Consider the following 25,634-nt stretch of genomic DNA (forward strand, 5'->3'; position numbering starts at 1 on the left):
CCTCCACGGTGGTCGCCTCGTCAACCGCCTTATGAGCGTCGTCTTTCTCCTCGTCGCTCAGGTGCGGCATGTCGTCGATCGCCTTATTGGCGTCGTTTTTGGCAGCCTCGAGGTTATCTCTGGCGGCATCGGCCAGCGCTTTTTCGACATCGGGAACGGTCGTCGCGGACTGGATAGTCTCCTTTGCCTGAGTCTTCTGCTCGTCGCTCAGGTACGCCATATCGTCCACGGCCTGGGTCGCGTCCGATTTGGCGTTCTCCAGGTTCTTCGCGGCAGCATCGGCAACGGCCTGCTCCACGCCCGCAACGTCGGTCGCATCGTTAACGGCCTTGTGGGCGTTATCTTTCTGCTCGTCGCTCAGGTACGCCATGTCGTCGATCGCCTTGTTGGCGTCGTTTTTCGCGCCCTCAAGGTTTTCGCGTGCCGCCTCTTCAACCGCCTGGTTAACCTCCTCTTCGGTGGTTGCCTCTTCAACGGCCTTGTGCGCGTCGTCCTTCTGCTCGTCGCTCAGGTGAGGCATGTCGTCGATCGCCTTGTTGGCGTCGTCTTTTGCACTCTCAAGGTTTTCCTGGGCCGTCTCTTCAGCGGCTTTGTTGGCCTCTTCCTGGGCGGTGGCATCATCAACGGCCTTGTTGACCTCCTCTACGGTGGTCGCCTCGTCAACTGCCTTATGAGCGTCGTCTTTCTCCTCGTCGCTCAGGTGAGGCATCTCGTCGATCGCCTTATTGGCGTCGTTTTTGGCAGCCTCGAGGTTATCTCTGGCAGCATCGGCCAGCGCTTTTTCGACATCGGGAACGGTTGTCGCGGACTGGATCGTCTCCTTTGCCTGAGTCTTCTGCTCGTCGCTCAGGTACGCCATATCGTCCACGGCCTGGGTCGCGTCCGATTTGGCGTTCTCCAGATTCTTCGCGGCTGCATCGGCAACGGCCTGCTCCACGCCCGCAACGTCGGTCGCATCGTTAACGGCCTTGTGGGCATCGTCCTTTTGCTCGTCGCTCAGGTACGCCATGTCGTCGATCGCCTTGTTGGCGTCGTTTTTGGCGTTCTCAAGATTTTCGCGAGCGGCCTCCTCAGCGGCTTTGTTGGCCTCATCCTGTGCAGCGGCATCATCAACGGCTTTGTTGACTTCCTCTTCGGTGGTCGCCTCTTCAACCGCCTTGTGCGCGTCGTCTTTCTCCTCGTCGCTCAGGTGCGGCATGTCGTCGATCGCCTTGTCGGCGTCGTTCTTGGCATTTTCGAGATTTTCGCGAGCAGCATCTTCAGCGGCTTTGTTAGCCTCATCCTGTGCGGCGGCATCATCAACGGCCTTGTTGACCTCCTCCACGGTGGTCGCATCATCAACGGCCTTATGAGCGTCGTCTTTCTCCTTGTCGCTCAGGTGAGGCATCTCGTCGATCGCCTTATTCGCATCGTCTTTGGCTGCGTCGAGCTCATCTTTGCCTGTATCCAGGCTCTTCGCCCTACTGCTACTGCCGCTGCTGTGATTTATTGCGGCAATTGCAAGACCACTAATCGCAGCCATCGCAATGAGAGGTACGACCCACACATACTCTTCACCAGCGGCTACGGCAGTTTCAGTTCCTGCAAATACCTCTTCAAAGCTTTGCAATGGTTTAAATTGCAGGCCGTTGAATTGTTCCTTTGCAAGATAATCCCCTTCAAAGATCTCTTTACCATCATCAAAAACCAGCTTCTTCTTCGTATCACCGAAAAAGTCTTTGATGACAATTTTTTGGTTGTCCTTTAAGAAGATATTGAGGGTGTTATTTTCCTTCTGTACGCCTGTTACATCCCTTGCTGAAATAGGTAAGCGGATGGCTCCGCTTTGGGCAGGGGCGACCCCGGTCGTCCCTGCCGTACTGGCGAGCTTTTCGCCTGAGGAAGAGAAATAATCAATTGATCCATTCATACATATTCAGTCCCATATTTATTTGCAAATAAGAAAACACGTCGTGAGTGAGTAAATTCTCGCAGGAACACCCTTCATCCACTTCCTGACTCGATATGTTTTCCTATACATTTAAAGCAAAACCATTAACTTAGTTGCGGTTTAACTGTTTTTTCTCCTCCCATGTTTTTAATGATGTCGAGAATACCGTCCAGATTGAATACAATCGCCTCTTTCATCAGCATGATGATGTCCTGAGGCGTAGAGAATAATTTCGTTAATTCATGGAAAGACAGTTTTACTTTTTGATCGTCCTCTTTGAGATAGACAATCATCCCTTCTGAAAGCACTCTCTTAACCCACTTTTCCAGGTTACGGCTATCAATTACAGTGGATAATGATTTTAATAGCTTCGTGATATCAGGCTTGTTTTCTTGATCTGATACTGTTGAAACAAGCCCTTCCAACGATTTTTCCCCGAGCGTTTCCAGCAGCGGCGCCAGAATATCCTTTTGCAAATCAGCAACAAACATCAAGCGATTCCAGGCCTGCAGCTTAACTAACATAAATTTTTTGTCGTCAAATACGATTTCTTTACTTTCCATAGCATCATTCTCTTCACTGGCGGGTTTAATATTTTTTCAGGAGAAAACCGCCGTTTCTTCTCCCGAAAGAAAAAGTGAGGTACGTCCAGATAGCTGGAAGCAGTAAAAGTAGTTCGAAATAGATCAAACAGTCCCGTTGTATAAACCGCTTACTGTCTGGTATCAGCATGAGAAATTTTTAGCGCGGTACGGCCAACTGTTTTGGCCATTTATTGGAGGTGTCATATGCTTGACTAGCAATACTTAGGTTTCCCTTCAATGCAATCTGTAGACACCACCTTTAATTTGCTCGAACATACTTACCCTTCCAAAAGTTAAAATACCAATAATGATATGACTCAACTGATATACATAACCGCTTATCCAGACACTTTGCTCTTTAGTACCAGGACACAAATAAATAGGGTTGGATTATTTACTTACCCACCCGATAAATATTATGCTTAAGCCGACAATATAAACGGCTACCGGATACTTGTGTCCAATACTAAACATACTTTGCAATAAGAAAAACCCCTAAACATACATGGATGAGGGATTTAGGAAAATCGCTCAAAGCATATTCCTAACCCTCTTCAGTAGGTAAGAGATGTTTATTTGGAGGTGCGTGGGTTCAGCGCGATATAATAAACGTGCCAGACAGCGCAGTACCGCAGGGAACGGTGGAAGGGATATGTGAGGTGACAGTGAGTGTGATTGTCTGGCGGATGAGATTCAATTATTGACGATTGGTCGAAGGGCTAACTCAGGATTTTCATGTCAGGCGTGCTGTTATCCTTGCTGTATATAAACCGCCGATGCGCAGGCTTCATTGGGCCGTTTTCCGGCCCAGCCCCCTTACCCGATTTTCAGCAACTGAGCGCGTGAGTACGCAATCTCAGCGGGCAAAAATCACCCGCGCAGCCGACGCGCCAGATGCACCGCCACGTCCACGCCGCTGCGCTCCAGGGAAACCGCCTCTCCTTCCCACGCCGCCTGACGCGTCAGGCAGGTCAGCACGCCGCCGGGCGGCATCTCGATAGCCAGCCGCGCTTCGCGCTCGTTGGCGGAAATCACCGCCTCCTGCCAGCGCACGGTGCGCGCCATGTTCATCGCCAGATCGTCGGCAATCTTTTCCGGCTGCCAGAGCACGCGCCCGGTGCTGCCGCTGAGGTACGCGCAGCGCGGGCGGGAAAGCGTCACGCCGCTAAACGCCTCGGCCAGCGTTGCCGCAGGCTCTGCCAGCAGTTCACAGTGGGACGGCACGCTCACCGCCAGACGATGGGCTTTGTTCGCCCCTTTCGCCAGCGCGCGCTGCGCTACCTGCGCCATGCCGTCATCGGTGCCGGCGATGACAATCTGCGTTTCCGCGTTGAGGTTGGCGATATAGGTTCCGGTGCCGTCGAGCAGGGTTTCAACCTGTGGCAGCGTTAGCCCCATTATCGCCGTCAGGCCGTAGCCGTGGGGATAGGCCTGCTCCATCAAATCGCCGCGCAGCGCCACCAGCTTCAGGGCGTCGGCGAAATCCAGCGCCCCGGCGATAACCGCAGCGGGATAGGCGCCAATCGACAGGCCGCTGACGATGTCCGGCGACACGCCGCGACGCTCAAGCTCACGCGCCCAGGCTACGCCTGCAATCAGCAGGGAAAGCTGCACCGCGCGGGTATGGGTTAACGCGGCGGCGGTGTCGAGGGTATCGACTTCTTCGCCAAGCACCTCGCGCGCCTGGGCCAGCTCAGTTCCCGGCAGGCTTTGCAGCATGCCTTCACGCTGCGTGCCCTGCCCCGGAAAGGTAAACAGTATTTTCATCACTCCTCCCTGCGCCACGGATCGGCCACCAGGCGCGGCCCGCGGCGGGTTTTCAGCAGCGTTTTGCCGTCCCGCAGCCACTCCGCCAGCGCAAAGCCGCCTTCCGGCGTGTCGACCTGGGTATCGGCGCGGCACAGGGCGCGGCTAAGCTGAGACTGCCAGGCGGCAAAAGCATCGGGTGAAACGGGCTGCGGCGCGCGGATGAGCAGATCCAGATCGCTGTCGGCGTGGATAACCGGGATCCCGGTCGCCAGCGCATAGCCGGTGCTGCCGGTAATGCCCCACGTCCACGGCCACGCCTGCTGAGAAAGCTGAAGCGCCACCTGAACCGGCGGCTGGGTCACAAAGGGTGAGCGCAGCAGATCCCCCGCTACGCTCAAATTTTCCGGTGAAACCACGCGCAGAACGTTTTCGGGCTTCACCCATCCGGCCGCCCGCTGGTCGCGGCGTAAACCGCGCACGCCAACGGGAACACGCCCGGCATTATCAACATCACGCCGCACCACCACCGGCAGGCCGGGATGCCACGCGCCGTCTACCCAGGATTCCGTAATCCCTTCCAGCGCGTCGCGCGCGTTGAGCCAGATGAGGTCGTGTGGGCGTAATGTTGCGGTCATGGTTACATTCCTGAAGTCAGCGAGATAAACAGCGGCAGCGACAGGATACACAGTACGGAACTTAACAGCAGCACGGCTTCTGCATCCGGCGACTGCACGCCGAAGCGGTTACCGAACACCACGCCGAAGAAACCGGCTGAGAGCGCAATCATCAGGATAGCGGTGATCGCCACGGAGCCGTGCAGGCCGAAGATCAGCACGATACCCCACGCGATAGCCGGCTGGATCAGCAGCTTGGCGATGGTCGAGGTAATGACCATGGTGTTGATCTGCAGCTTGCGGGCAGAGAGGATCACCCCGGTCAGGAACAGCGCCGCAGCGGTTGCCGCCAGGCCCAGAGGCTTAATCGCCGCCAGCACCAGCTCCGGCATTTTGATGCCGATAGCGGACAAAATCACACCCAGCAGCGGGCCCATCACGATAGGTTTTTTGATTGAACGCCACATCAGCACCGGCAGCATAGAGAGCGTGGAGCCGGAGTTATTGCCCTCAGCGCGCGCTTTTTCGCGCTCCAGGATCAGCAGGCAGAACGGGGTCATCAGCACTGAACCGCAGGCGATAGACACCGCGACGGAGAGCGACGTGGACGAGCCTTCACCCAGCACACTGCCCAGAATCGGCAGGCCGAGCGCCGCGTAGTTTGGCAGGGCAACGGTCAGGGTCAGCACCGCCGCGTCCTGCGGGGATTTTTTAAACACGCTGGTCGCGAGGAAGTAGATCGCCGCATAGGTGATCCACATCGCCAGCGTCAGCACCAGAATCAGCGGCGACTGCGCCACAATCCCGGTCCACGGCGTTTGCACGGTGGCGCTGAACAGCGCGGCCGGCAGCGCGAAATCCATTACGAAGATATTGAGCAGGGAAACATTTTTGTTATCGACCATCTTTGCCTTACCGGCCCAGAATCCCAGCAGCATGATGACGAAAATCGGTGCAAGAGCATGAACAATTACGTAAGTCATAAAATCACCTGTAGTAAAAAAGTTATAGCACTGGCGCGATGTTTATTATTTTTTCAGGATGCATCGCCCCTCGCGGGCGCAGCGGGCGCGCCCACGGGGTGATGCATCTGGCAGGTCTTCTTTTTACTTACCAGCTTGCTCGCATACGTTCGCGTACGAGGGCTGAGCTGCGGCGGTTGTCGGCACCCAGACGGTTTTTCAGCGTGGTGTCCTGACGCGCGTCTGCGATGGCCTGTTGCAGGGTGGATTTCACCTGCGCCAGATCGCTGGCGGATGGGGCATCCGGGTTGCTGATGTTCAGCAGGTCGGAAAGCAGCCCCAGGGTGGCATAGTTGCTGATGTCGTAGGCCATTGGCGGAATGGTGGCCGCCAGTTTTTCCAGCGCCTCGACGGTACGCAGCGTGATGCGTGCGGCAGACTCTTTGCCCATCGCGTGGATCAGCACCCCGGCGTCGTTGAAGGCGATCAGGCGGTTAGCCTGGTAGCCGTGCGCCAGAAACGCACCGGACATCGCTTTGCCGACGATAAGCCCAATCACCGGATGCCCGGCGAGACGCGCGTTGGCATAGGCTGCCGCCGCGCCCGCTAAGGCCTGGTGAATACCGAACGCCTCTTCGCGGCGGCCGTAGGCCTGGCTCGGCACGTCGATCACCGCCACAATCGGGCGTTTCACGGCGCTGTTCGCATCTGCGGCGACGGTTTCGCTGACCACTTTCGCCAGCGTCCAGCCTTCCAGCAGACCGACCTCACCCTGCGCGGCGCGCGGGAAGTGGTTGTTGGCGTCAGGCACGACCGCGACAAAGCGTACCGCTTCGCCGTTGAGTTCGCCGTCTGCTGCCTGCACGGACGGGCAAAGCCCTTCCAGACGTTTGGCATTCGGGGCGAGGGTTTCCAGCCAGAGTGCGCCACGGCTAATTGCGTTACTCATCATTTCACCTCCCGGGCAAAAAGCGCTTTAATCTGTTCGGCATCGGCCTGCTTGCGGGTGTCGAAATTCGTCAGGCGATTCAGGTAATCGTCGTAGTTATCGGTGCGGTGCTTCGCCGGAACGCCTTTGGCGATCGCGTCGTTCATCGCGCCTTTCACCGCGTTGATGCCGTCGCCGACCAGCGCGTCCACCAGCCCGCTTTCATAGCGCACCTCGCCGCCGGTCATGCTCCAGATAAACGGACGATCGCGGGAGTCGTACTCTTCAATGCCCGCTTCCTGCTCGATAACCTGCGGGCCGTTCAGGCCCAGACGCGCTTCGCGGGTCACAATCAGGTAGCTGCACAGCGCCGCGGCGATAGACATCCCGCCGAAGCAGCCCACGGTACCCGCCACAATCCCGATCACCGGGGTGTAGCGGCGCAGGTCAACAATCGCCGCGTGGATATCGGCAATCGCCGCCAGGCCGAGGTTGGCCTCCTGCAAACGCACGCCGCCGGTTTCGAGGCACAGCACCGCCTGAGTCGGGATGCCGTTGCGGTTATCTTCTGCCGCCAGTTCGAGCGCCGCCGCCATTTTGGCGCCGGACACTTCGCCCATGCTGCCGCCCTGGAAGGCGCCTTCAATCGCCACAACCACCGCGGGCTGACCGTTGATGGTGCCTTTCGCCACCACCATGCCATCATCGGCCTGCGGCACAATGCCCTGCGGCCCAAGCCACGGGGAGATAATGCCTTCGAACGGGTCGAGCAGTTCGCGGTAGCTGCCGTCATCGAGCAGCGCCTGCGCGCGCTGGCGGGCCTTCAGTTCAATAAAGCTGCTGTCATCACGCATGGTTCACCCCTTCAAAAACCTGTTCGATACGAATGCGCGCCACGCCGGGCGTCGCGCCGAAATCGTGGATAACCAGCTTGCCCGCGGGCAGGCTGCTGACGGCCTGCAGACGGCTGAACAGGGCGTCCCAACGACCGCGGCTGTTGTCGACGGAAGTGGTGATATCAATGGTTAAGGTCTCGCCCGGTTCGGCGGTGAATAACACCTCCATATCCCCGGAGCCGACAACCCCTGCCAGCGCCTTACCGCTTAACGCGCGGCTGGCTGGCACGGTCAATGTAATTTTTTCCATAACATCCTCTTAATGCTTTGAATAAGGCATCTCGATACGGTCGAGAAACAGCGTGGCGGCGAGCAAATCAGCGGCGCCGCCCGGCGAGGCGTTGAGCGCGAGCATCTGGCGGTCTAGCGCGACCAGCGCCTGCTGGCCTGCGGCGGTGGCACATCCTCCCGCGCTAAGCACCGCACGGGCGCCGTCCTGCATAGCGTCCAGCCCTTCCATTCCAGCGCGTGAGAGCACGCAGGTGTCGGTGAGGGAGGTCATGATCGCCATGAGCGCATCGAGCCGGGCGTGGGTTTCGCTGCTGCCGTTCAGACGGCTCAGACGAAGCTGCGGCAGGGCACGCTGCATCACGTGCGGGAAAGCCTGCTGCGCCTCTTCCCGCGCCCCCGGCACCCGGTAGCGGTGGGTGGCTCGCAGCCCTTTGCTGAACACCTTCGGCGCCGCGTCGTCCGGCAGTTTTGCCAGCAGTGCGGCGGTTCTGGCGACGGCCTGCGCATTCGCGCTGCCGCCCAGCATCGCTACGGCGCTCACCAGCAGCCCAAGCGCCCAGATAGCGCCCCGGTGGGTGTTTACCCCGTCGGTGGCGGCCATCATCTGCCGCTCGCCTTCGCGGCCCAGTCGCCCGACCGTCTGGCGCAGGGCAATATCCGCCGGACGCTGCCAGCTTTGCTGCGCCAGCGCCTGAAACGTAGGGGTCAGGCTGTGCGCGGAACGCTCCATCAGCGCAAGCGTGAGATCGTGGTGCGCGCCGTTCCCCCGACTGTCCACCAGACCGGGTTTCGGGCTTAATCGTGCTTCGTCAATCAGACACTGCGTGGCGGTTCGCGCCAGCCATTCGGCACCGCCTTCAACCTGGATCTGGGGCAGAAGTTTCATTACCAGCTCCGGAATTTCGCAGGTGGGTTATAAAGACCGCCCGACCATTCAACCAGGTCAGACACGCTGCCCGCCGCCAGCAGCGAACGGGTGGCGTCGGTGCGGCGGATCCCCATATCTTCCGGGTAAACCACTTTGCCGCTCTGACGCAGCTCGGCGACGCGTTTGGCGTCAACGCCCAGGCCGATATCGGTGATACCCGCAACGGCGGCAACCATGGCGCGGCGCTCTTCCAGATCTTTCGCGCGGTAGAGGTAGGCAATCCCCTCTTCCGTCAGCACGTGGGTGACGTCATCGCCGTAAATCATGACCGGCGCCAGCGGCATGCCGGAGGCTTTCGCCACGTCAACCGCGTCCAGTTTTTCCACGAAGGTCGGCTTCACGCCTGCCTGGAAGGTTTCAACCATCTGTACCACCAGCTTTTTACCGCGCTGCATCGGGTCAGGCTCGGTGATCATGTTCAGCCAGGCCGGAGTGGCGTGACGACGACCGTGCGGGTCATGGCCCATGTTTGGCGCGCCGCCGAAGCCGGACAGACGCCCGCGGGTCACGGTTGAGGAGTTGGCGTAGCCGTCTACCTGAAGGGTAGAACCGATGAACATATCCACCGCGTACTGGCCTGCCAGCTGGCAGAAGGCGCGGTTAGAGCGCATCGAGCCGTCGGCCCCGGTGAAGAAGACGTCAGGACGGGCGCGGATGTACTCTTCCATCCCCAGCTCGCCGCCGAAGCAGTGAACGCTCTCAACCCAGCCGCTTTCAATCGCCGGGATCAGCGTTGGGTGCGGGTTCAGGGTCCAGTGCTTACAAATTTTGCCCTTCAGGCCGAGCTGTTCGCCGTAGGTTGGCAGCAGCAGCTCAATCGCAGCGGTGTTAAAGCCAATCCCGTGGTTCAGGGACTGCACCTGATGCTCTGCGTAGATGCCTTTGATCGCCATCATCGCCATCAGGATATGCTCTTGCTTGATCAGACGCGGGTCGCGGGTAAACAGCGGTTCGATGAAGAACGGCTTGTCGGCGACGACCACGAAGTCAATCCAGGAGCCGGGGATATCCACGCGCGGCAGGTCGCATTCGTCGTCCACTAGCTCGTTGACCTGGGCGATAACAATCCCGTCGTGGAACGCGGCGGCTTCAACCAGCGCCGGCGTGTCTTCGGTGCTCGCGCCGGTATAGAGGTTACCTTTGCGGTCAGCTTTGAACCCGGCAATCAGCGCCACGTTTGGCGAGAGATCAACGTACAGGCGGGAGTAAAGTTCGATGTAGGTGTGGATGGCGCCGATTTCGAGCTGTCCGTCTTCCAGCAGCTGCGAAATGCGCAGGCTTTGCGTACCGGAGAACGAGAAATCGAGCTTGCGGGCGATACCTTTTTCAAAGATATCCAGATGCTCGCTGCGGCCAACGCTTGGCATGATCATATGCAGGTCGTGAACGATTTGCGGGTTCACTTCTGCCAGCGAGCGGGAAAGAAAATCTGCCTGCTTCTGGTTGTTGCCTTCCAGGACGACCTTGTCGCCTGGCGCAATCAGTTTTTCCAGCATGGCGACAAGGTCGCCGGTTGGCAGTACCTTGCCCTGCACCGGTACGGATGCCAGGCGGCGCGCTTTTTCAGTGCGGCGCGTGTTCCATTGCCGGGTGGGTGTTTGCCCAGATAACATTATTAACCTCCTGATTCAGCTAATCATTCTGATTTGCTTAACGTTGAGTAAAGTCTGCACGCTGGTGAGAAAGGCATCAATTAAGCGTAGGACGGATTCATTAGCCTGAGAGTAATAATCAACGTAAGGAAATGTGATCGGGATCAGTTCATGTTTCGGAAAAACGGGCTAAACGGGGTACAATTCGGAAGGTATCGTAAATAACAGACAATAATCAGCATCGCCGTTATGACCCAAATTATCCCATCAGACTTCGACATGGCGCCTGAAGAGAGCGCAGCGTTCGTGCCTATGCGCGGCGTGGCTAACCGCCATCTGCAAACCATGCTGCCGCGCCTTATTCGCCGCAAGCTGCAGTTCACACCGCACTGGCAACGGCTGGATTTGCCGGACGGTGACTTTATCGATCTCGCCTGGAGCGAAGCGCCGGAGCAGGCGAAACACAAGCCGCGTCTGGTGGTGTTTCACGGTCTGGAAGGCAGCCTTCACAGCCCCTACGCCCACGGCCTGATTCAGGCGGCGAAAGCGCGCGGCTGGCTTGGCGTGGTGATGCATTTTCGCGGATGCAGCGGCGAGCCGAATCGCCAGAAGCGTATCTATCACTCCGGTGAAACCGAAGACGGCACCTGGTTTTTACGCTGGCTGACCGAGAACTTCGGCACCGCGCCTACCGCCGCCGTCGGCTATTCCCTGGGCGGCAATATGTTGGCCTGCCTGCTGGCAAAAGAGGGCGATGCGGTTCCTCTGGACGCGGCGGTGATTGTCTCCGCGCCGTTTATGCTGGAGCATTGCAGCTATCATATGGAAAAAGGCTTTTCGCGGGTCTACCAGCGCTATCTGCTCAATCTGCTGAAGGCCAACGCCGCGCGCAAGCTGAAGGCCTACCCGGACACCCTTCCGGTGAGCCTGCAACAGCTCAAGAAAGTGCGGCGTCTGCGCGAGTTCGACGATCTGATCACCGCGAAGATTCACGGTTTCGCCGACGCGCTGGACTACTATCGCCAGTGCAGCGCGATGCCGGTGCTAAGCAAAATCACCAAACCGACGCTGATTATTCACGCGAAAGACGATCCGTTTATGGATCATCACTCCATCCCGGCGCAGGAATTTCTGCCCGCCAACGTGCAGTATCAGCTGACCGAACACGGCGGCCACGTTGGCTTTGTCGGCGGCACGCTACGACGCCCGCAGATGTGGCTGGAATCACGCATTCCCGACTGGCTCACCCCTTTCCTGGACGATAAAAAATGATTATTCCCTGGCAGGATCTGGCTCCCGAAACGCTCGATAATCTGATTGAAAGCTTTGTATTACGCGAAGGCACCGATTATGGTGAACAGGAACGTTCGCTCGAACAAAAGGTCAACGACGTAAGACGCCAGCTCAAAAGCGGCGAGGTGGTGCTGGTATGGTCTGAACTGCACGAAACGGTCAATATCATGCCCCGCAACGCCTTTCACGGCTGACCTTTAAACCCTTTCCAGTCAGGGAGTTGCTATGTCCGCCAGACATCCGGTTATTGCCGTTACAGGCTCCAGCGGTGCGGGAACCACCACCACCAGCCTCGCCTTCCGCAAGATTTTCGCGCAGCTGAATTTACGGGCCGCCGAGGTTGAAGGCGACAGCTTTCACCGCTACACCCGCCCTGAAATGGATATGGCGATCCGCAAAGCGCGCGATCTGGGCAAGCACATCAGCTACTTCGGGCCTGACGCGAACGACTTTGGCCTGCTGGAACAGACGTTCCGCGAGTACGGTCAAACCGGCACGGGGCAGTCGCGCAAATATCTGCACACCTACGACGAAGCGGTTCCGTGGAACCAGGTGCCGGGCACCTTCACCCCCTGGCAGCCGCTGCCGGAGCCAACCGACGTGCTGTTTTATGAAGGGCTGCACGGCGGCGTCGTGACGACCCAGCACGACGTGGCGCGCCACGTGGATCTGCTGGTGGGCGTGGTGCCGATTGTGAACCTGGAGTGGATCCAGAAGCTGACGCGAGACATCAGCGAGCGCGGCCACTCCCGCGAGGCGGTGATGGATTCGGTGGTGCGTTCGATGGAGGATTACATCAACTTCCTGACGCCGCAGTTCTCCCGCACCCACATCAACTTCCAGCGCGTCCCGACGGTAGACACCTCAAACCCGTTTGCCGCCAAAACCATCCCCTCTCTGGATGAAAGCTTTGTCGTTATTCACTTCCGCAATCTGGACAATATCGACTACCCCTGGCTGCTGGCGATGCTGCAGGGCTCATTTATATCTCACATGAATACATTGGTGGTGCCCGGCGGGAAAATGGGGCTGGCAATGGAGCTGATTATGACGCCGCTGGTGCAGCGGCTGATGGAAGGCAAGCAGATCGCGTGACGTCTGTTGCCGGATGGCGCTTCGCTTATCCGGCCTACGTTCGAGCAGCTGTAGGCCCGGTAAGCGCAGCGCCACCGGGCGTTGTTTTTAAGCTTCAATCACTTCATACGAATGCGTGATTTTTACCGCTTTCTCCAGCATTAACGCCACAGAGCAGTATTTCTCCGCAGAAAGATCCACCGCGCGCGACACCGCCGCGTCTTTCAGCTCGGTGCCGGTCACAATAAAATGCAGATTAATGTGCGTGAACAGGCGCGGCGCCTCTTCGCGACGCTCGGAAGTGAGCTTTACTTCGCAGTCGGTCACGTCGTGACGGCCTTTTTGCAAAATAGAGACGACGTCGATCGCGCTGCAACCGCCCGCCGCCATCAGCACCATCTCCATCGGGCTTGGGGCTTTGTCGCCGGAGTTACCGTCCATCAAAATCTGGTGTCCGGAAGCGGATTCGCCCAGGAACGTTAAACCTTCTACCCATTTCACACGCGCTTGCATATTCATTTACTCCAACGTTGCATTTTTGGTGACAGATTACGCGCGCGTTACATTTCTCGCAACGGAAGGCGACCTGCATCATGCTGAAGCGAGACACCAGGAGACACGCGGCGAAAGCTATGCTAAAACACTCTGGATGCTACAGTAATACATTGACGTTACACATGTATGCAGAGGACATCAAACTTTACTGGCTGCGAAACGTTACGACAGCCAACTTCCCAGGTATGGGTAAGAATTCGATTGCAACCCCAGAGTCTGGCTGCATCTTATGACTCTGGTGACAGCTTATAACAGAGGATAACAGCGCATGGTGCTTGGCAAACCGCAAACAGACCCGACACTCGAATGGTTCTTGTCTCATTGCCACATTCATAAGTACCCATCAAAGAGCACGCTGATTCACCAGGGTGAAAAAGCGGAAACGTTGTATTACATCGTTAAAGGCTCGGTGGCAGTGCTGATCAAAGATGAGGAAGGCAAAGAAATGATCCTTTCTTATCTGAACCAGGGCGATTTCATCGGTGAACTGGGCCTGTTTGAAGAAGGCCAGGAACGTAGCGCCTGGGTTCGTGCAAAAACCGCGTGTGAAGTGGCTGAAATCTCCTACAAGAAATTCCGTCAGCTGATTCAGGTTAACCCTGACATCCTGATGCGTCTTTCTTCCCAGATGGCTCGCCGTCTGCAGGTCACGTCTGAGAAAGTGGGTAACCTCGCCTTCCTGGATGTTACGGGTCGTATCGCACAGACCCTGCTGAACCTGGCGAAACAGCCAGACGCCATGACCCACCCTGACGGTATGCAAATTAAAATCACGCGTCAGGAAATTGGTCAGATCGTCGGTTGCTCCCGCGAAACCGTGGGCCGTATCCTGAAAATGCTCGAAGACCAGAACCTGATTTCCGCCCACGGTAAAACCATCGTGGTCTACGGAACCCGTTAATTCCGGTCAAACGGCGTGGCATCGCGAGGTGCCACGCCGTTTTTGTCTCTATTCCCCATGTGGCGCAGGCTCATCTATCACCCGGAAGTTAACTACGCACTGCGACAAACGCTGGTGTTATGCCTGCCTGTGGCGGTGGGGTTAATTCTCGGCCATCTGCAGCAAGGGCTGCTGTTCTCTCTGGTTCCCGCCTGCTGCAATATCGCCGGGCTCGATACCCCGCATAAACGCTTTTTCAAACGCCTGATTATTGGCGGCTGCCTGTTTGCAGGCTGTAGCCTCGCCGTGCAATTGCTGCTGGCGCGCGATATTCCGCTGCCGCTGATTTTAACCGTGCTGGCGATGACCCTCGGCGTGACCGCTGAAATCAGCGCGCTCCACGCCCGCCTGCTGCCCGCCTCGCTTATCGCCGCCATCTTCACGCTGAGCCTTGCGGGGAACATGCCCGTGTGGGAGCCGCTGCTGATCTACGCCGCGGGCACGCTGTGGTACGGCGTGTTTAACTGGTTTTGGTTCTGGCTGTGGCGCGAACAGCCGCTGCGCGAGTCCCTGAGCCTGCTGTACGTGCAGCTTGCGGAGTACTGCGAGGCGAAATACACCCTGCTCACCCAGCACACCGACCCGGAGAAATCCCTGCCGCCGCTGCTGGCCCGCCAGCAGAAGGTGGTGGATTTAATAAGCCAGTGTTACCAGCAGCTGCACATGCTCGCCGCCAATAAAAACCATGACTACAAGCGGCTGCTGCGCGTCTTCCAGGTGGGGCTGGATCTGCAGGAGCATATCTCCGTCAGCCTGCACCATCCGCAGGAGGTGCAAAAGCTGGTTGAGCGCAGCCACGCCGAAGCGGTGATCCGCTGGAACGCGCAGACGGTTGCCGCGCGGCTGCGCGTCCTGGCGGACGATATTCTTTACCACCGCTATCCCACGCGCTTCAACATGGACAAGCAGCTTGGCGCGCTGGAGAAGATTGCCCGTCAGCACGAAGATAACCCCGTTGGCCAGTTCGCCGCCTGGCACTTCAGCCGCATTGCCCGTGTTCTGCGCACCCAGCGCCCGCTCTACCCGCGCGATTTAATGGCGGATAAGCAAAAGCGCCTGCCGCTGCTGCCTGCGCTGAAAAGCTACCTCTCTTTCAAATCCTCCGCCCTGCGCAACGCCGCGCGGATAAGCGTGATGCTCAGCATCGCCAGCCTGATGGGAGTGGCGCTGCACCTGCCGAAGCCTTACTGGATCTTAATGACCGTGCTGTTCGTCACCCAAAACGGCTACGGCGCGACGCGGGTGCGCATTTTGCACCGGGCGGGCGGCACGATGGCGGGGCTGATCATTGCGGGCATCACGCTGCACTTCCACGTACCGGACGGTTACACCCTGCTGGGCATGCTGGCGGTGACGATCGTGAGCTATCTGATTATCCGCAAGAACTACGGCTGGGCGATGGTGGGCTTTACGGTGACGGCGGTGTATACCCTGCAGCTGCTGACCCTCAACGGCGAGCAATTTATAGTCGCCCGGCTGGTGGATACGCTGATTGGCTGCCTGATTGCCTTCGGCGGCATGGTCTGGCTGTGGCCGCAGTGGCAAAGCGGGCTGTTGCGCCAGAACGCCCACGACGCGCTGGAGGCGGATCAGCAGGCGATTCGCCTGATCCTGAGCGACGATCCGCAGCCCTCCCCGCTGGCCTACCAGCGCATGAAGGTCAACCAGGCGCACAACGCCCTGTTTAACTCCCTGAACCAGGCGATGCAGGAGCCGGGGTTTAACTCGCACTATCTGGCGGACATGCGGCTGTGGGTCACGCACAGCCAGTTTATCGTCGAACACATCAACGCCATGACCACCCTCGCGCGCGAGCACACGATGCTGACGCCGGATCTGGCGCAGCGCTATTTGCAATCCTGTGAAATTGCCCTGCAGCGCTGTCAGCAGCGCCTGGAGTACGACGCGCCGGGCGAGGCGGGAGATTCGAACATTCTGGAAGCGCCGGAAACGCTGACCCACGGGCCGATGAGCACCCTTGAACAGCATTTGCAGCGCATTCTGGGACATCTGAACACCATGCACACCATTTCGTCGGTGGCGTGGCGCCAGCGTCCGCATCACGGCATTTGGTTAACGCGAATTTTAAAGCGGACGCCGTACTAATTTTGCCGGATGACGCTTCGCTCATCCGACATACGGTTTTGCAGCCCCGTGCAAGCGCAGCGCCGCCGGGCAATAAGGTTATCCCCGGACAATCTTCCCGACCGCTGCCGCGAAGCGGGTTAATCCGTCTTCAATATCCTTCTCTTCCACCACCAGCGACGGCGCAAAGCGCATCACGTCCGGCCCGGCGTTAAGCACCATTACGCCTTCGTGCGCGGCGGCGTGGAGGAAATCGCGCGCGCGGCCTTTGTACTGCGGCTTCAGCTCCGCGCCAATCAGCAGGCCCATGCCGCGGATCTCGCTGAACACGTCGTACTGCGCATCGATTTGCTGAAGGTGCTTCACGAACAGCTCGCGTTTAGCATTCACGCCGCTCAGCACCTCCGGGGTATTGATGATATCGAACGCCGCCCCGGCAATGGCGCAGGCCAGCGGGTTGCCGCCGTAGGTGGAGCCGTGAGAACCCACGTGGAACGCGGAGGCGATCTCCTGGGTGGTGAGCACCGCGCTCACCGGGAAGCCGCCGCCGAGCGCTTTGGCGCTGGTCAGGATGTCCGGCGTCACGCCGTAGTGCATGTAGGCAAACAGATCGCCGGTACGCCCCATGCCGCTCTGCACTTCATCAAACACCAGCAGCGCCTGATGCGCATCGCACAGCTCGCGCAGGCCTTTGAGGAATTCCGGGGTCGCCGCCGTGACGCCGCCTTCGCCCTGAATCGGCTCGACCACCACCGCGCAGATGTGATCGTCCATCACCGCTTTCACCGCGTGAAGATCGTTGAACGGCACGTGGATGATATCGGCAGGCTTCGGGCCAAAGCCGTCGGAGTATTTCGGCTGACCGCCAACGGACACGGTGAATAGCGAGCGGCCGTGGAAGGCGTTATGGAAGGCGATGATTTTGGTTCTGTACGGGCTGTGGCGGGTCGAGGCGTAGAAGCGCGCCAGCTTGAAGGCGGTTTCGTTGGCTTCGGTGCCGGAGTTCATGAACAGCACGCGCTCGGCAAAGGTGGCGTCGATGATCTTGCGGCCCAGACGCAGCGCCGGCTCGTTGGTAAAGACGTTGCTGGTGTGCCACAGGGTTTCGCCCTGGGTTTTCAGCGCCTCCACCAGCGCGGGATGGCAATGACCCAGCGCCGTCACCGCAATTCCTCCCGCGAAATCAACGTACTCTTTACCCTGCTGATCCCACACGCGGCTGCCTTTCCCTTTGACCGGGATAAATTCAGCCGGTGCATAAATCGGCAGGATCACTTCATCGAATGTTGCGCGAGTAATTGCTGGTTGTTCAGTTGCCATGTCATGCCCGTCCATTTTATGTCACAGAAATTGTGAAAATATAGTCACAAAATATGCATAAAAAATCAAAGCAAGGCAATAGATATTCAGCGATTGAGGAAATTCGCCAGCAGCTGATGGCCCTGCTCGCTGAGAATGCTTTCCGGGTGGAACTGCACCCCTTCGAGATCCCATTCGCGGTGGCGAATGCCCATAATTTCCCGCGTGTCGCTCCAGGCGGTGACCTCAAAGCAGGCGGGCAGGGTTGGCGGGTCGATCACCAGCGAGTGATAGCGGGTCACGGTAAGCGGATTATTCAGCCCGCTGAACACGCCAGCACCATTATGGGTGACGGGGGAGGTTTTGCCGTGCATCACTTTCGCCGCGCGAACGATGGTCGCGCCGAAGGCCTGGCCAATGGCCTGATGGCCGAGGCACACGCCGAGGATCGGCAGCTTACCGGCATAATGTTTGATAACGTCCAGCGAGATGCCGGATTCAGACGGCGTACACGGCCCCGGCGAGATAACGATTTTCTGCGGCGCCAGCGCCGCGATCTCCGCAAGGGTAATGTCGTCGTTGCGGCGAACCTCCACCTGCGCACCCAGCTCACAAAAATACTGGTAAAGGTTCCAGGTGAAGGAATCGTAGTTATCAATCAGCAGGATCATGGCGGCTCCAGAACAAAAATGCCGCCCTATTCTACTCAGTTTCGCGCGCTTCGCTTACCACTTTGCTGAAGATGGCCGTCAGGGCGCTCAAATCCCCCATCGCCCCGCTCTGGTTGGCGTCGGCCCAGGCTTTGGGATCGATATCCTGCCAGTGCAGCAGGTAGCCTGCGTGGATCGCCAGCTGTTCAAAGAAAACGCGCTGGGCGATGCCGTTACCGCTCATGAAAGGATGCAGCATGTTAATTTCGCAGTAGTAATGGCTCACTTTGTTGATGAATTCCGCTTTCTCAAGGCCAGCCAGATATTTGTCGCTTTCCAGGGCATCCATCAGCTCATTCCCCACCTTTTCGATGTATTCGAAATGGCAGAACGGCGTGTCACCCTTAAAAATATCGTCGGTGCGGAATTCGCCTGCGCGCTTCATCTCTCTGCTGTAGAGATGGCGATGGATCAGGCGCAGATGGGGCAGCCCGGGGGCCGACGGCCCAAGAGGGAGCGTCTCAATCTGGGGGTCCTTAGGACCGTGACCTTTTTCAAGGAGACAGCTGGCCTGGAAATTCGCGCTTCGCTGCTGTTCCCAAAGACGGGATTTTTGCTTCTCGGTGAGTTTTTTCACTTAACGCCTCCCTGATATGTCCGTTTGCCACAAGTATAAGCGGCAAAATGCGGTTTCGCAGGGAGGGGTCAGCAACGCGGGCAGAGGTTGCCCGCGCAAAGACGCTTACGGCAGGACTTTCGCAGACAGAATAACAACCGGTTTTGTCGGCACATTCTGGTACGGGCCGACGTCGTGGGTTGGAACCTGAGAAATCTTGTCCGCCACGTCCATGCCTTTCACGATTTTACCGAATACCGCGTAACCGAAGTCGCGCTGGCCGTGGTCGAGGAAGGCATTGTCCGCGACGTTGAGGAAGAACTGGCTGGTTGCGCTGTCTTTATCCGCCGTTCGCGCCATCGAGATGGTGCCGCGGGTGTTCAGCAGGCCGTTGTCCGCTTCGTTTTTGATTGGCGGGTTAGGCTGTTTCTGCTGCATCTGCTCGGTGAAGCCGCCGCCCTGCACCATGAAGCCTGGGATCACGCGGTGGAAGGTGGTGTTGTTGTAGAAACCACTGTTCACGTAGTCGAGGAAGTTTTTCACAGAAACAGGAGCTTTCTGGCTATTCAGTTCCAGCTCAATATTCCCGGCAGAGGTGGTCAGCAGAACGTGAGGGTCACCTTTCGCTGCCAGCGCAGCAGGAGTAACGGCAGAAAGAGCAAACACAGCTGCAACAGCCGCCAGCGTTGATTTGAGCATGAGAATTCCTTAACAAAGCGCAGTAAAGAAGAGCGAGTGGCTTGATTCTAAAGAGCAGTATGAACCGAGGCCAGCCTTTTACCTAATTTTACGAAATTGAAACAGTTGTAACTGCGCAAACGATTGGTTTGGGCACGATTTTATGTGATTCAGATCACACTAAACCCTGCAATTTAATTCGAAAGTTTCCTAAAACGTTTAATTAGATCACTTTCCCGTCTAAAATCTGCCCGCTCGAACGCAGTCAATGCGTTTTACTTTACTTTGAACAGGCCAGACATGACTAACAGCAATCGCATCAAGCTCACATGGATCAGCTTTTTCTCCTACGCCCTGACCGGCGCGTTGGTGATCGTCACCGGGATGGTGATGGGAAATATCGCAGATTACTTCCAGCTGCCCGTTTCCAGCATGAGTAACACCTTTACCTTCCTGAATGCCGGCATTTTGATCTCCATTTTCCTCAACGCCTGGCTGATGGAAATCGTCCCGCTGAAAACGCAATTGCGCTTTGGGTTTGTGCTGATGGTCGCCGCCGTGGCGGGTCTGATGCTGAGCCACAGCATCGCCCTGTTCTCCGCCGCCATGTTCGTGCTCGGTCTGGTGAGCGGGATCACCATGTCCATCGGTACGTTCCTGATCACCCACATGTATGAAGGCCGCCAGCGCGGCGCGCGTCTGCTGTTCACGGACTCCTTCTTCAGCATGGCGGGGATGATCTTCCCGATGGTGGCGGCATACCTGCTGGCGCGCAGCATCGAGTGGTACTGGGTTTACGCCTGCATCGGCCTGGTGTACGTGGCTATCTTTGTTCTGACCTTCGGCTGTGAGTTCCCGGTGCTGGGCAAAAAGGCGCAGACCAGCGCAGAGCCGGTGGCGAAAGAGAAATGGGGTATCGGCGTGCTGTTCCTGTCCATCGCGGCACTGTGCTACATCCTCGGCCAGCTGGGCTTTATCTCCTGGGTGCCGGAATACGCCAAAGGTCTGGGCATGAGCCTGAACGACGCGGGTAAACTGGTGAGCGATTTCTGGATGTCTTACATGTTCGGCATGTGGGCGTTTAGCTTCATTCTGCGCTTCTTCGATTTGCAGCGCATTCTGACCGTGCTGGCGGGCCTGGCTACCGTGCTGATGTACCTGTTCATCAACGGTTCGCCGGAGCATATGCCGTGGTTCATTCTGACCCTGGGCTTCTTCTCCAGCGCGATTTACACCTCGATCATCACCCTGGGCTCGCTGCAAACCAAAGTGGCCTCGCCGAAGCTGGTTAACTTCGTGCTGACCTGCGGCACCATCGGCACCATGCTGACCTTCGTGGTCACCGGCCCGATTGTGGCGCACAGCGGCCCGCTGGCTGCGCTGCATACCGCGAACGGTCTGTACGCCGTGGTGTTCATCATGTGCTTTATCCTCGGCTTCGTGAGCCGCCACCGCCAGCATAACGCGGCAGCGGCATCTCACTAAACCCCTCGCCCCTTTGCGCTATGCAGAGGGGCTGTTTCTGGCAAAGCTAATCTCCTCTCCCCCGCTGTCCATCTGGATCCAGGTCTGCGCCGGCTGCGTGGTCGCAATGATGCGCCCCTGACGAATCGACCAGCGCACCGGCACCTGGCAGCGCACCGCTTCAAACCCGCTCTCGGCAGGCAGAATAATCAGGTTCGCCGGATTCCCCCGCTCGATACCGTAATCGCTCAGGCCAAAGGTTCGGGCGCTGTTGTGGGTGATCAGGTTCAGGCCGCTGTCGATTTGCGGATAGCCCATCATCTGGCAGACGTGCAGCCCCATGTGCAGCACCTGCAACATATTGCCGGTGCCGAGCGGATACCACGGATCGAAGACGTCGTCGTGACCGAAGCAGACGTTAATGCCCGCTTCCTGCAGCTCTTTGACCCGCGTAATGCCCCGGCGCTTCGGATAGTCGTCAAAACGCCCCTGCAGGTGAATGTTCACCAGCGGGTTAGCGACAAAGTTAATGCCGGACATCTTCAGCAGGCGGAACAGCCGCGAGGTGTACGCCCCGTTGTACGAGTGCATGGCGGTGGTATGGCTGGCCGTAACGCGCGGGCCGATTCCCGCCTCGTACGCCAGCGCGGCGACGGTTTCGACAAACCGCGACTGCTCGTCGTCGATTTCGTCGCAGTGGATATCCAGCGGACGGTCATACTTCTTCGCCAGGTCAAAGGCGATATGCAGGGACTGCACGCCGTATTCGCGGGTGAATTCGAAATGCGGGATTGCCCCGACCACGTCCGCCCCCAGCGTTAATGCCTCTTCCAGCAGCGCCGCGCCGTTCGGGTACGAAAGGATCCCCTCCTGCGGGAAGGCCACGATTTGCAGCGTGACCCACGGCGCGACCTCCTGCTTAACCTCCAGCATCGCTTTCAGCGCGGTGAGCGTCGGGTCAGAAACGTCCACGTGGGTGCGGACAAACTGAATGCCGTTGGCGATTTGCCACTTCAGCGTTTTCCACGCCCGGGCTTTTACGTCCTCATGGCTGAGCAGCGCCTTGCGTTCCGCCCAGCGCTCAATGCCTTCGAACAGCGTGCCGGACTGGTTCCAGTTCGGCTCACCCGCCGTCTGGGTGGTATCCAGATGGATGTGCGGCTCGATAAACGGCGGGATCGCCAGCCCGCCGCGGGCGTTTAAGATCTCATAGCTTTCGCTGTGGCCGTCGCCCATCGGGGTGATGTCGCCAAAACGCCCGTTCTCAATGGCGATTTGCCATAGCCCTTCACGACCCGGTAACCGGACATTCTGTACAAGCCAAAGTGGTGCTGTAGACATATCTTCCCCCGAAAAACGGCTCTGCTATTTAGGAGTACCCGTTTTAAAAAATTCGCTACCTAATTTGTACACAAAATCGACGCCGCCGAAAAGCGAGTGATTTCCTCGACTTATAAAAATCCTGACAAATCAGTGATATACCACCTAAGTAGTAGGTGAAAGCGTATTTGATTTGCATCAATAAGCCCCCGTGCTGAATCGTTAAGGTAGGCGGTAATAGAAAAGAAATCGAGGCAAAAATGAGCAAAGTCAGACTCGCAATTATCGGTAACGGCATGGTCGGCCACCGCTTTATTGAGGATCTTCTCGATAAAGCCGACGCTGCCCGCTTCGACATTACCGTGTTCTGTGAAGAACCCCGCAAGGCGTACGACCGCGTGCACCTCTCTTCCTACTTCTCCCACCACACCGCCGAAGAGCTCTCTCTGGTGCGTGAAGGTTTCTATGAGAAGCACGGCGTAAACGTGCTGGTGGGCGAACGCGCCATCACCATCAACCGCCAGGAAAAAGTGATCCACTCCAGCGCCGGACGCACGGTTTTTTACGACAAGCTGATTATGGCGACTGGCTCCTACCCGTGGATCCCACCGATCAAAGGGTCAGAAACTCAGGACTGCTTCGTTTATCGTACCATTGAAGATCTTAAAGCCATCGAAAACTGCGCGCGCCGCAGCAAGCGCGGTGCGGTGGTTGGCGGCGGCCTGCTGGGTCTGGAAGCGGCAGGCGCACTGAAAAACCTCGGCGTTGAAACCCACGTTATCGAATTTGCCCCGATGCTGATGGCCGAGCAGCTTGACCACATGGGCGGCGACCAGCTGCGCCGTAAAATCGAAAGCATGGGCGTGAAGGTTCACACCAGCAAAAACACTAAAGAGATCGTCCAGGAAGGCACCGAGGCGCGTAAAACCATGCGCTTTGCCGACGGAAGCGAGCTGGAAGTCGATTTTATTGTCTTCTCCACCGGGATTCGTCCGCGCGACAAGCTGGCGACCCAGTGCGGTCTGGCCGTTGCCCAGCGCGGCGGCATTATGATCAACGACGCCTGCCAGACCTCTGACCCGGATATCTACGCCATCGGCGAGTGCGCCAGCTGGAACAACCGCGTTTACGGCCTGGTCGCGCCGGGCTACAAAATGGCGCAGGTTGCCGTTGACCATATCCTCGGCACCGAAAACGCCTTCGAAGGCGCGGACATGAGCGCCAAGCTGAAGCTGCTGGGCGTGGACGTGGGCGGCATCGGCGATGCGCACGGCCGCACCCCGAACTCCCGCAGCTACGTGTATCTCGACGAAAGCAAAGAAGTCTACAAGCGCCTGATCGTAAGCCAGGACAACAAAACCCTGCTCGGCGCGGTGCTGGTGGGCGATACCAGCGACTACGGCAACCTGCTGCAGCTGGTGCTGAACGCCATCGAGCTGCCGGAAAACCCGGACGCGCTGATCCTGCCTGCCCACGCTGGCAGCGGCAAGCCGTCTATCGGCGTGGATAAACTGCCGGACAGCGCCCAGATTTGCTCCTGCTTCGACGTCACCAAAGGGATGCTGGTCGCGGCCATCAACAAAGGCTGTCACACCGTGGCGGCGCTGAAGGCCGAAACCAAAGCCGGTACCGGCTGCGGCGGCTGTATTCCGCTGGTCACGCAGGTACTGAACGCCGAGCTGGCGAAGCAGGGCATCGAAGTGAACAACAACCTGTGCGAGCACTTCTCCTACTCGCGCCAGGAGCTGTACCACCTGATCCGCGTGGAAGGCATCAAATCCTTCGACGAACTGCTGCAAAAACACGGTCAGGGCTATGGCTGTGAAGTGTGTAAACCGACCGTCGGCTCCCTGCTGGCCTCCTGCTGGAACGAGTACGTTCTCAAGCCGGAACATACGCCGCTGCAGGACACCAACGACAACTTCCTGGCGAACATCCAGAAAGACGGCACCTACTCCGTCATTCCACGCTCCGCCGGGGGCGAAATCACGCCGGAAGGCCTGGTGGCGGTGGGCCGCATCGCCCGTGAATTTAACCTCTACACCAAAATCACCGGCTCCCAGCGCATCGGCCTGTTCGGCGCGCAGAAAGATGACCTGCCGGAAATCTGGCGTCAGCTGATTGAAGCGGGCTTTGAAACCGGTCACGCGTATGCCAAAGCGCTGCGTATGGCGAAAACCTGCGTGGGCAGCACCTGGTGCCGCTACGGCGTGGGCGATAGCGTGGGCTTCGGCGTAGAGCTGGAAAACCGCTACAAGGGCATTCGTACCCCGCACAAAATGAAGTTCGGCGTCTCCGGCTGCACCCGTGAATGTGCCGAAGCGCAGGGGAAAGACGTGGGGATCATCGCCACCGAGAAGGGCTGGAACCTGTACGTGTGCGGCAACGGCGGGATGAAACCGCGCCACGCGGATCTGCTGGCCGCGGACCTCGATCGCGACACGCTGATCCAGTATCTCGACCGCTTCATGATGTTCTACATCCGCACCGCCGACAAGCTGACCCGTACCGCGTCCTGGCTCGACAATCTGGAAGGCGGCATCGACTACCTGAAATCGGTCATCATCGACGACAAGCTGGGCCTGAACGCGCATCTGGAAGAAGAGATGGCGCGCCTGCGCGAGGCGGTGATTTGCGAGTGGACTGAAACCGTGAATACCCCGGCCGCCCAGACCCGCTTCAAACACTTTATCAACAGCACCCAGCGCGACCCGAACGTGCAGGTAGTGCCCGAGCGCGAGCAGCATCGTCCGGCGACGCCTTACGAACGCATTCCGGTGACTCTGGTGGAGGAAAACGTATGAGCCAGTGGGTAAACATCTGCACTATTAACGACATCCTGCCCGCAACCGGCGTCTGCGCGCTGCTGGGCAATGAGCAGGTGGCGATCTTCCGCCCTCGTCACGACGAACAGGTTTTTGCCATCAGCAATATCGACCCGTTCTTCGACGCCAGCGTGCTCTCTCGCGGCCTGATTGCGGAGCATCAGGGCGAGCTGTGGGTTGCCAGCCCGCTGAAAAAACAGCGCTTCCGCCTAAGCGACGGGCGCTGCATGGAAGATGAAACGCACTCCGTGAAGCACTACGACGTCCGCGTGAAGGACGGCCAGGTGCAGCTGAAAGGCTAACCCCCCGCCTTTCCTGTAGGAAAGGCTTATGACCCCTTCTGGGTAACGGCAGGAAAAACCGTATGTTCCGTGCGATTCCTGCTGTTATCCTGACGTCAATTCTTACCCCCTCCATGAAT

Annotated in this window: 23 protein-coding genes and 2 pseudogenes; 8 read left to right on the top strand and 17 right to left on the bottom strand. The window is 58.2% G+C overall.

The genetic code is table 11. The annotated features are described in order from the left end of the window. The 11 genes and pseudogenes from AB6V08_RS18110 to mdcA all read right to left on the bottom strand — a co-directional run. Positions 1-1,546: pseudogene (locus AB6V08_RS18110) on the bottom strand (hypothetical protein); the annotation flags it as partial. 33 nt (positions 1,547-1,579) lie between these two features. Then, positions 1,580-1,909: pseudogene (locus AB6V08_RS23265) on the bottom strand (BapA/Bap/LapF family prefix-like domain-containing protein); the annotation flags it as partial. A 125-nt stretch (positions 1,910-2,034) separates the two neighbouring features. Further along, entirely contained in the window at positions 2,035-2,493 is a 459-nt protein-coding gene (locus tag AB6V08_RS18115; protein WP_368544201.1) for a phage tail assembly chaperone, read from the bottom strand. An 891-nt stretch (positions 2,494-3,384) separates the two neighbouring features. Further along, positions 3,385-4,281: a malonate decarboxylase subunit epsilon gene (gene mdcH / locus AB6V08_RS18120; protein ID WP_368544202.1), complete on the bottom strand. Its 897-nt coding sequence runs from the start codon at positions 4,279-4,281 to the stop codon at positions 3,385-3,387. Further along, positions 4,281-4,898, bottom strand: coding sequence for a malonate decarboxylase holo-ACP synthase (locus tag AB6V08_RS18125; RefSeq protein ID WP_368544203.1), 618 nt, complete (start codon positions 4,896-4,898; stop codon positions 4,281-4,283). The genes mdcH and AB6V08_RS18125 overlap by 1 nt, the downstream gene beginning before the upstream one ends. A 2-nt stretch (positions 4,899-4,900) precedes the next feature. Continuing rightward, positions 4,901-5,860 (bottom strand): AEC family transporter, encoded by a 960-nt coding sequence (locus AB6V08_RS18130; protein ID WP_368544204.1) that lies wholly within the window; start codon positions 5,858-5,860, stop codon positions 4,901-4,903. A 127-nt stretch (positions 5,861-5,987) separates the two neighbouring features. Beyond that, positions 5,988-6,788, bottom strand: coding sequence for a biotin-independent malonate decarboxylase subunit gamma (gene mdcE / locus AB6V08_RS18135; protein WP_368544205.1), 801 nt, complete (start codon positions 6,786-6,788; stop codon positions 5,988-5,990). Then, positions 6,788-7,621, bottom strand: a complete 834-nt coding sequence (locus AB6V08_RS18140; RefSeq protein WP_368544206.1) for a biotin-independent malonate decarboxylase subunit beta — start codon at positions 7,619-7,621, stop codon at positions 6,788-6,790. Before AB6V08_RS18140 ends, mdcE begins: the two co-directional genes overlap by 1 nt. Next, positions 7,614-7,913 carry a malonate decarboxylase acyl carrier protein gene (gene mdcC / locus AB6V08_RS18145; protein ID WP_368544207.1) on the bottom strand — a complete coding sequence of 100 codons (300 nt, stop codon included), beginning with the start codon at positions 7,911-7,913 and terminating at the stop codon, positions 7,614-7,616. The genes AB6V08_RS18140 and mdcC overlap by 8 nt, the downstream gene beginning before the upstream one ends. A 9-nt stretch (positions 7,914-7,922) precedes the next feature. Further along, positions 7,923-8,780 (bottom strand): triphosphoribosyl-dephospho-CoA synthase, encoded by an 858-nt coding sequence (locus tag AB6V08_RS18150; RefSeq protein ID WP_368544208.1) that lies wholly within the window; start codon positions 8,778-8,780, stop codon positions 7,923-7,925. Continuing rightward, positions 8,780-10,435, bottom strand: coding sequence for a malonate decarboxylase subunit alpha (gene mdcA / locus AB6V08_RS18155; RefSeq protein ID WP_368544209.1), 1,656 nt, complete (start codon positions 10,433-10,435; stop codon positions 8,780-8,782). The genes AB6V08_RS18150 and mdcA overlap by 1 nt, the downstream gene beginning before the upstream one ends. Before the next feature lie 228 nt (positions 10,436-10,663). Between mdcA and AB6V08_RS18160 the strand changes: the two genes are divergently transcribed. Genes AB6V08_RS18160 through AB6V08_RS18170 form a run of 3 tightly spaced genes read left to right on the top strand, consistent with a single transcriptional unit; the run spans position 10,664 to position 12,802 of the window. Further along, complete coding sequence (locus AB6V08_RS18160; protein ID WP_368544210.1) at positions 10,664-11,686, top strand: hydrolase; 1,023 nt, start codon at positions 10,664-10,666, stop codon at positions 11,684-11,686. After that, on the top strand, positions 11,683-11,901 hold the full coding sequence (locus AB6V08_RS18165; protein ID WP_368544211.1) for a YheU family protein: 219 nt from the start codon (positions 11,683-11,685) through the stop codon (positions 11,899-11,901). The genes AB6V08_RS18160 and AB6V08_RS18165 overlap by 4 nt, the downstream gene beginning before the upstream one ends. Positions 11,902-11,932: 31 nt before the next feature. After that, positions 11,933-12,802, top strand: a complete 870-nt coding sequence (locus tag AB6V08_RS18170; protein WP_368544212.1) for a phosphoribulokinase — start codon at positions 11,933-11,935, stop codon at positions 12,800-12,802. Positions 12,803-12,889: 87 nt separating this feature from the next. On the opposite strand, the gene AB6V08_RS18175 is transcribed toward AB6V08_RS18170, so the two are convergent. Beyond that, positions 12,890-13,294 (bottom strand): OsmC family protein, encoded by a 405-nt coding sequence (locus AB6V08_RS18175; protein WP_368544278.1) that lies wholly within the window; start codon positions 13,292-13,294, stop codon positions 12,890-12,892. Between the two features lie 310 nt (positions 13,295-13,604). Between AB6V08_RS18175 and crp the strand changes: the two genes are divergently transcribed. Then, the gene (crp, locus tag AB6V08_RS18180; protein WP_000242758.1) at positions 13,605-14,237 is read left to right on the top strand and encodes a cAMP-activated global transcriptional regulator CRP; all 633 of its coding nucleotides are present in this window, start codon (positions 13,605-13,607) and stop codon (positions 14,235-14,237) included. A gap of 57 nt (positions 14,238-14,294) precedes the next feature. Next, complete coding sequence (locus AB6V08_RS18185; protein WP_368544279.1) at positions 14,295-16,382, top strand: YccS/YhfK family putative transporter; 2,088 nt, start codon at positions 14,295-14,297, stop codon at positions 16,380-16,382. A gap of 78 nt (positions 16,383-16,460) precedes the next feature. Here the strand turns inward: AB6V08_RS18185 and argD are convergent, their stop codons facing one another. From argD to ppiA, 4 genes are all read right to left on the bottom strand, one after another. Then, a complete protein-coding gene (gene argD / locus AB6V08_RS18190) occupies positions 16,461-17,681 on the bottom strand; it encodes a bifunctional acetylornithine/succinyldiaminopimelate transaminase (protein WP_368544213.1) in 1,221 nt (406 codons plus the stop codon). Positions 17,682-17,767: 86 nt separating this feature from the next. Then, positions 17,768-18,331: an aminodeoxychorismate synthase component 2 gene (pabA, locus tag AB6V08_RS18195; protein WP_368544214.1), complete on the bottom strand. Its 564-nt coding sequence runs from the start codon at positions 18,329-18,331 to the stop codon at positions 17,768-17,770. A 31-nt stretch (positions 18,332-18,362) separates the two neighbouring features. Then, complete coding sequence (locus AB6V08_RS18200; RefSeq protein ID WP_368544215.1) at positions 18,363-18,947, bottom strand: putative adenosine monophosphate-protein transferase Fic; 585 nt, start codon at positions 18,945-18,947, stop codon at positions 18,363-18,365. Between the two features lie 105 nt (positions 18,948-19,052). Then, positions 19,053-19,625, bottom strand: coding sequence for a peptidylprolyl isomerase A (gene ppiA / locus AB6V08_RS18205; RefSeq protein ID WP_368544216.1), 573 nt, complete (start codon positions 19,623-19,625; stop codon positions 19,053-19,055). Positions 19,626-19,904: 279 nt separating this feature from the next. Between ppiA and tsgA the strand changes: the two genes are divergently transcribed. Beyond that, positions 19,905-21,089, top strand: coding sequence for an MFS transporter TsgA (gene tsgA, locus AB6V08_RS18210; protein ID WP_368544217.1), 1,185 nt, complete (start codon positions 19,905-19,907; stop codon positions 21,087-21,089). An 18-nt stretch (positions 21,090-21,107) separates the two neighbouring features. Here the strand turns inward: tsgA and AB6V08_RS18215 are convergent, their stop codons facing one another. Beyond that, on the bottom strand, positions 21,108-22,409 hold the full coding sequence (locus AB6V08_RS18215) for a cytosine deaminase (protein ID WP_368544218.1): 1,302 nt from the start codon (positions 22,407-22,409) through the stop codon (positions 21,108-21,110). Between the two features lie 239 nt (positions 22,410-22,648). Between AB6V08_RS18215 and nirB the strand changes: the two genes are divergently transcribed. Next, positions 22,649-25,192 carry a nitrite reductase large subunit NirB gene (gene nirB, locus AB6V08_RS18220; protein ID WP_368544219.1) on the top strand — a complete coding sequence of 848 codons (2,544 nt, stop codon included), beginning with the start codon at positions 22,649-22,651 and terminating at the stop codon, positions 25,190-25,192. After that, entirely contained in the window at positions 25,189-25,515 is a 327-nt protein-coding gene (nirD, locus tag AB6V08_RS18225) for a nitrite reductase small subunit NirD (RefSeq protein WP_368544220.1), read from the top strand. The genes nirB and nirD overlap by 4 nt, the downstream gene beginning before the upstream one ends. Positions 25,516-25,634: the final 119 nt, after the last annotated feature.

It is taken from the genome of Enterobacter soli, from assembly GCF_964208575.1.
GTDB classification, from domain to species: Bacteria; Pseudomonadota; Gammaproteobacteria; order Enterobacterales; family Enterobacteriaceae; genus Enterobacter; species Enterobacter soli_A.

Coding starts and splice junctions, on each gene's coding strand:
- AB6V08_RS18115 (WP_368544201.1), bottom strand. CDS start 2,493: ATGGAAAGTAAAGAAATCGTATTTGACGACAAAAAATTTATGTTAGTT.
- mdcH (WP_368544202.1), bottom strand. CDS start 4,281: ATGAAAATACTGTTTACCTTTCCGGGGCAGGGCACGCAGCGTGAAGGC.
- AB6V08_RS18125 (WP_368544203.1), bottom strand. CDS start 4,898: ATGACCGCAACATTACGCCCACACGACCTCATCTGGCTCAACGCGCGC.
- AB6V08_RS18130 (WP_368544204.1), bottom strand. CDS start 5,860: ATGACTTACGTAATTGTTCATGCTCTTGCACCGATTTTCGTCATCATG.
- mdcE (WP_368544205.1), bottom strand. CDS start 6,788: ATGAGTAACGCAATTAGCCGTGGCGCACTCTGGCTGGAAACCCTCGCC.
- AB6V08_RS18140 (WP_368544206.1), bottom strand. CDS start 7,621: ATGCGTGATGACAGCAGCTTTATTGAACTGAAGGCCCGCCAGCGCGCG.
- mdcC (WP_368544207.1), bottom strand. CDS start 7,913: ATGGAAAAAATTACATTGACCGTGCCAGCCAGCCGCGCGTTAAGCGGT.
- AB6V08_RS18150 (WP_368544208.1), bottom strand. CDS start 8,780: ATGAAACTTCTGCCCCAGATCCAGGTTGAAGGCGGTGCCGAATGGCTG.
- mdcA (WP_368544209.1), bottom strand. CDS start 10,435: ATGTTATCTGGGCAAACACCCACCCGGCAATGGAACACGCGCCGCACT.
- AB6V08_RS18160 (WP_368544210.1), top strand. CDS start 10,664: ATGACCCAAATTATCCCATCAGACTTCGACATGGCGCCTGAAGAGAGC.
- AB6V08_RS18165 (WP_368544211.1), top strand. CDS start 11,683: ATGATTATTCCCTGGCAGGATCTGGCTCCCGAAACGCTCGATAATCTG.
- AB6V08_RS18170 (WP_368544212.1), top strand. CDS start 11,933: ATGTCCGCCAGACATCCGGTTATTGCCGTTACAGGCTCCAGCGGTGCG.
- AB6V08_RS18175 (WP_368544278.1), bottom strand. CDS start 13,294: ATGCAAGCGCGTGTGAAATGGGTAGAAGGTTTAACGTTCCTGGGCGAA.
- crp (WP_000242758.1), top strand. CDS start 13,605: ATGGTGCTTGGCAAACCGCAAACAGACCCGACACTCGAATGGTTCTTG.
- AB6V08_RS18185 (WP_368544279.1), top strand. CDS start 14,295: ATGTGGCGCAGGCTCATCTATCACCCGGAAGTTAACTACGCACTGCGA.
- argD (WP_368544213.1), bottom strand. CDS start 17,681: ATGGCAACTGAACAACCAGCAATTACTCGCGCAACATTCGATGAAGTG.
- pabA (WP_368544214.1), bottom strand. CDS start 18,331: ATGATCCTGCTGATTGATAACTACGATTCCTTCACCTGGAACCTTTAC.
- ppiA (WP_368544216.1), bottom strand. CDS start 19,625: ATGCTCAAATCAACGCTGGCGGCTGTTGCAGCTGTGTTTGCTCTTTCT.
- tsgA (WP_368544217.1), top strand. CDS start 19,905: ATGACTAACAGCAATCGCATCAAGCTCACATGGATCAGCTTTTTCTCC.
- AB6V08_RS18215 (WP_368544218.1), bottom strand. CDS start 22,409: ATGTCTACAGCACCACTTTGGCTTGTACAGAATGTCCGGTTACCGGGT.
- nirB (WP_368544219.1), top strand. CDS start 22,649: ATGAGCAAAGTCAGACTCGCAATTATCGGTAACGGCATGGTCGGCCAC.
- nirD (WP_368544220.1), top strand. CDS start 25,189: ATGAGCCAGTGGGTAAACATCTGCACTATTAACGACATCCTGCCCGCA.